The following is a 3,806-nucleotide window of genomic DNA, read 5'->3' as shown; positions in this document are numbered from 1 at the left end:
AGCACCTTCTTCCCTTGGAGCTCAGCGCCAACGGCAGCCAAGCGCCGCCCCGGGGGGCGGGACGGCGCTGCGCGGCGGCTTCGCCTTGATTCCGCGCGGGTCCAGGCGGCAAAACGGGCTCAAAGCGACCGAACGACCCCGTGACAACCGCGCCCACTCCGGTCCAATCCGCCCCACGCCCGAGCGCAGCAAAAAAGGGGCCACCCCCTCAGGCGGCCCCCTTTCAACCCTGTCGAAGCTCTTACTGGCGTGCTTCGCAGAACTTTCGCTCCAGCGTGTCAGACGGCATCGGATCACACCTGATCTGCGGCCCCAGGCTCGACGCATTGGGCAGCGCCGTGGAGAGCGGCGGGATGTAGGTGATCATCAGCAGGAAGACGAAGAGCACCGCCAGGAAGGGCGAGGCCGCCTTCACCACCTTCATCATCGGCATCCCGGCCACGCCGGAGGTGACGAAGAGGTTCAGGCCCACCGGCGGCGTGATCATCCCGATCTCCATGTTCACCACCATGATGATGCCGAGGTGGATCGGGTCGATCCCTAGCTCCAGCGCAATCGGAAACACCAGCGGCGCCACGATCACGATCAGCCCCGAAGGCTCCATGAACTGCCCGCCGATCAGCAGGATCACGTTGACGATCACCAGGAACATGATCGGCCCGAAGCCCGCGCTCAGCATCGCCCCCGCGATCTGCTGCGGAATCTGCTCATCGGTCAGCACGTGCTTGAGGATCAGCGCATTGGCGATGATGAACATCAGCGTCACCGTCAGCTTGCCCGCATCGAACAGCGTGTGCCTTGTGTCGCGGTGGAAGAAGGCCGTGATCAGCGCCTGCGGCTTTTTCAGCAGGCTCGATTTGGCCACCCCCTCGCGCTCGGCCAGCGGCCCCATGTCACGATAGACCCAGACCGCCACGATAAAGGCATAGACCGAGGCCACAGCCGCCGCTTCCGTCGGGGTGAAGATCGCCGGGGTGATCCCCGGAATGCCGTAGATCCCCACCATGATGATGACGATCAGCATCAGCCCCCAGAAGGCCTCGCCGAAGCTGCGGGCAATCTCGCCCCAGCCCTTCCACTCGCCCGCAGGCATGTTCTTGATGACGGCCATCACGTAGATCGTGACCATCAGCATCACACCCGCCAGCAGGCCCGGAATGACCCCGGCAAGGAACATCCGGCCCACCGACACGTCGGTCGCCGAGGCATAGACCACCATCACGATGGACGGCGGGATCAGGATGCCCAGCGTGCCCGCGTTACAGATGACGCCCGCGGCAAACTCTTTGGTGTAGCCCGCCTGCTTCATCGCCGCGATCACGATCGTCCCGATGGCGACCACCGTTGCGGGCGAGGAGCCGGAGAGCGCGGCAAAGAGCATGCAGGCGAAGACGCCGGCAATGGCAAGGCCGCCCCGCAGGTGCCCGACGCAGGCGATGGAGAAACGGATGATCCGCTTGGCCACACCGCCCGTGCTCATGAAGCTGGAGGCGAGGATGAAGAAGGGAATGGCCAGCAGCGTGTAATGCCCCGCCATCGCCTGATAGAGGCTCTGCGCCACGCTCGCCAGCGAGGTGTCGGAGAGCACGAGGAGGAAGATCATCGAGCTGAGGCCCAGCGACACCGCAATCGGCACGCCGATCATCAAGAGGCCGATGATCATCACGAAGAGAAGGACGACATCCATTATTTCTGCTCCTCGCCATGGGTGGCGGCAACGGCGGCCACCTCGTCTTCGGCCTCATGGCTCACGATCAGGCTGTCCTGTTTGCCCGCGATGATGCGCAGGGTCGCCTGCACGATCCGGAACAGCATCAGTGCCACCGCCACGGGCAGCATCACATAGGGGATGAACCGGGGCAGCTTGTCGTAATGCTCCCACTGGCTCTCCTCGAAGCCCTTGTTCAGCGTCAGCGGCTCCAGCCAGCGCAGCCACTCCAGCATCGGCACCTGGTCGGTCACGTAAAAGCTGTTGTTGCGCGCGCCCCAGTCGATCCCGGTGGGAAACCACCGGCCCTCGGTCGGGGACAGCCCGGCGAAGGGGGCCCAGTAATCCCACGCACCCTTCATCAGAAGGAAGGCGTAGATGAGGCAGGCCGCCGCCGAAAGCAGCGCCAGCACCCGCTGGCCCTTCTTCGGCAGCAGGGCGGTCAGCGCATCCACGCCAAGGTGGGCGGTGATCTTGAAGGCATAGGCGATCCCGAAGAGCACCAGCCAGGCGAAGAGGATCAGCACAACCTCCTGCCCCCAGATCAGCGAGTCGTTGAAGCCATAACGCAGCACGACGTTGGCAAAGGTCACAAGGGTCATGAGCCCCAGCAGGACCGCGATGAATGTTTCTTCGAAGGTATTGACGATCCGGCCCAGCTTGGAGCCTTCCCCGGTGTAGGACGACATGTGAGCCTCCCCCATTGTCCCTATGGCGCTGCATCCTCCTGCAGCACGGCCCCGCGCTTGATGCGCGAGGCCAAGTTTTATCGTAAGTCGAAAGGCTTAGATGGAGCCGTTGATGTCCTGGGCCGCCTGAATGTTCTCGGCGCCCACGTCACCCTCGAACTGCTCCCAGACCGGCTTCATCGCATCCACCCAGGCCTGGCGCTGCTCTGCGCTCAGCTCGCGGATTTCGCCGCCGGCGTCCAGCACCGCCTGACGGGCTTCCATGTCCACCTGGCCCACGGCGGCGTTCCGCTCGGCGGTCACCTCGGCGAGGATGGTCAGCAGCTGGTCGCGCACCTCCGGGTCAAGGCTGTCGAGCCAGTCGACCGAGGCCACCACGAGGTAGTCGAGCACACCGTGGTTGGTTTCGGTGGTGCCATCCTGCACTTCAAAGAACTTCTGGCCGTAGATGTTCGACCAGGTGTTCTCCTGACCGTCCACAACGCCCTGCTGCAGCGCGCCATAAACCTCCGAGAAGGCCATCGGCTGCGGCGAGGCGTTCAGCGCTTCCATCTGGGCAACCAGCACATCGGAGGGCTGCACGCGGAACTTCAGGCCAGCGGCATCTTCCGGCGAAACCAGCGGCTTGTTGGCCGAGAACTGCTTCATGCCGTTGTGCCAGAACTCCAGGCCCTGAAGGCCGCGGCGCTGCATGCTGTCCTTCATCGCCTCGCCGGCGTCCGAGCTCTGGAACGCGTCGACGGCGTCGATGTTCTTGAACATGAAGGGCAGGTCGAAGATGCGGAACTGCTTGGTGAAGGTCTCGAACTTCGACAGCGAGGGCGCCGCCATCTGCACGTCGCCCTGCAGCATCGCTTCCAGCACCTGGTCATCGTTGTAGAGCGTGGAGTTGGGGTAAACCTCGACACAGGCCTTGCCGTTCATCTCCTCGTTCACCCGCTCCATGAACAGGTTGGCCGCGATGCCCTTGGGGTGGCGGTCGGTGTTGGTCACGTGGCTGAACTTGACGACAATCTCGCCGTCGTCACAGGCGGCAAAACCAGCGCCAGCAGACATGACGAGCGCCACAGCGGTGGCGGAAAGGGTCGCGAATTTCATGTGATGTCCTCCCAGACATTTTATTGAATCAAGCGCCTCCCAGCGCCTGCCAGACAAAGATAACATGCGCCGCCGCCCCGCAAGCCCCGCGTTTCCCGAACGGCAAATGCCTCACAAGACCTTGATATCACTCCTTTTCACGAATCTTCACAAAGGGCGCCGCCGCTCCGGCGTCCCCTTTCCCACACACGGCCAACCCACACCTGTGCGGATTTCCGCACAGCCGGAGCCCGCTTCTGTCTTGGTGAACCCGGTGCTGCAAAACACGCCAGCCGGCATCACAGGCCGGGCATGGCGCGGCGGGGTGGGCG

Annotated in this window: 3 protein-coding genes; all 3 read right to left on the bottom strand. The window is 63.7% G+C overall.

What is annotated here, in order from left to right:
* Positions 1-241 precede the first annotated feature (241 nt).
* The 3 genes from DYI42_RS23420 to DYI42_RS23410 all read right to left on the bottom strand — a co-directional run bounded on the left by DYI42_RS23420 (position 242) and on the right by DYI42_RS23410 (position 3,495).
* Positions 242-1,687: a TRAP transporter large permease gene (locus DYI42_RS23420; RefSeq protein ID WP_213549474.1), complete on the bottom strand. Its 1,446-nt coding sequence runs from the start codon at positions 1,685-1,687 to the stop codon at positions 242-244.
* Positions 1,687-2,397, bottom strand: coding sequence for a TRAP transporter small permease (locus DYI42_RS23415; protein WP_213549472.1), 711 nt, complete (start codon positions 2,395-2,397; stop codon positions 1,687-1,689). Before DYI42_RS23415 ends, DYI42_RS23420 begins: the two co-directional genes overlap by 1 nt.
* 96 nt (positions 2,398-2,493) lie before the next feature.
* Positions 2,494-3,495, bottom strand: a complete 1,002-nt coding sequence (locus DYI42_RS23410) for a TRAP transporter substrate-binding protein (RefSeq protein ID WP_213549470.1) — start codon at positions 3,493-3,495, stop codon at positions 2,494-2,496.
* Between the last annotated feature and the right edge of the window lie 311 nt (positions 3,496-3,806).

Origin of the sequence: Vannielia litorea, assembly GCF_018424695.1 — a bacterium.
Classification (GTDB): Bacteria; Pseudomonadota; Alphaproteobacteria; order Rhodobacterales; family Rhodobacteraceae; genus Vannielia; species Vannielia litorea_A.
The sequence above is the reverse complement of the archived record's forward strand: the minus strand, read 5'-3'. Positions and strand labels throughout refer to the sequence as shown.

Bases quoted from the DNA above. Each gene is read 5' to 3' on its own strand.
- DYI42_RS23415 (WP_213549472.1), bottom strand. From the start codon at position 2,397: ATGTCGTCCTACACCGGGGAAGGCTCCAAGCTGGGCCGGATCGTCAAT.
- DYI42_RS23410 (WP_213549470.1), bottom strand. From the start codon at position 3,495: ATGAAATTCGCGACCCTTTCCGCCACCGCTGTGGCGCTCGTCATGTCT.
- DYI42_RS23420 (WP_213549474.1), bottom strand. From the start codon at position 1,687: ATGGATGTCGTCCTTCTCTTCGTGATGATCATCGGCCTCTTGATGATC.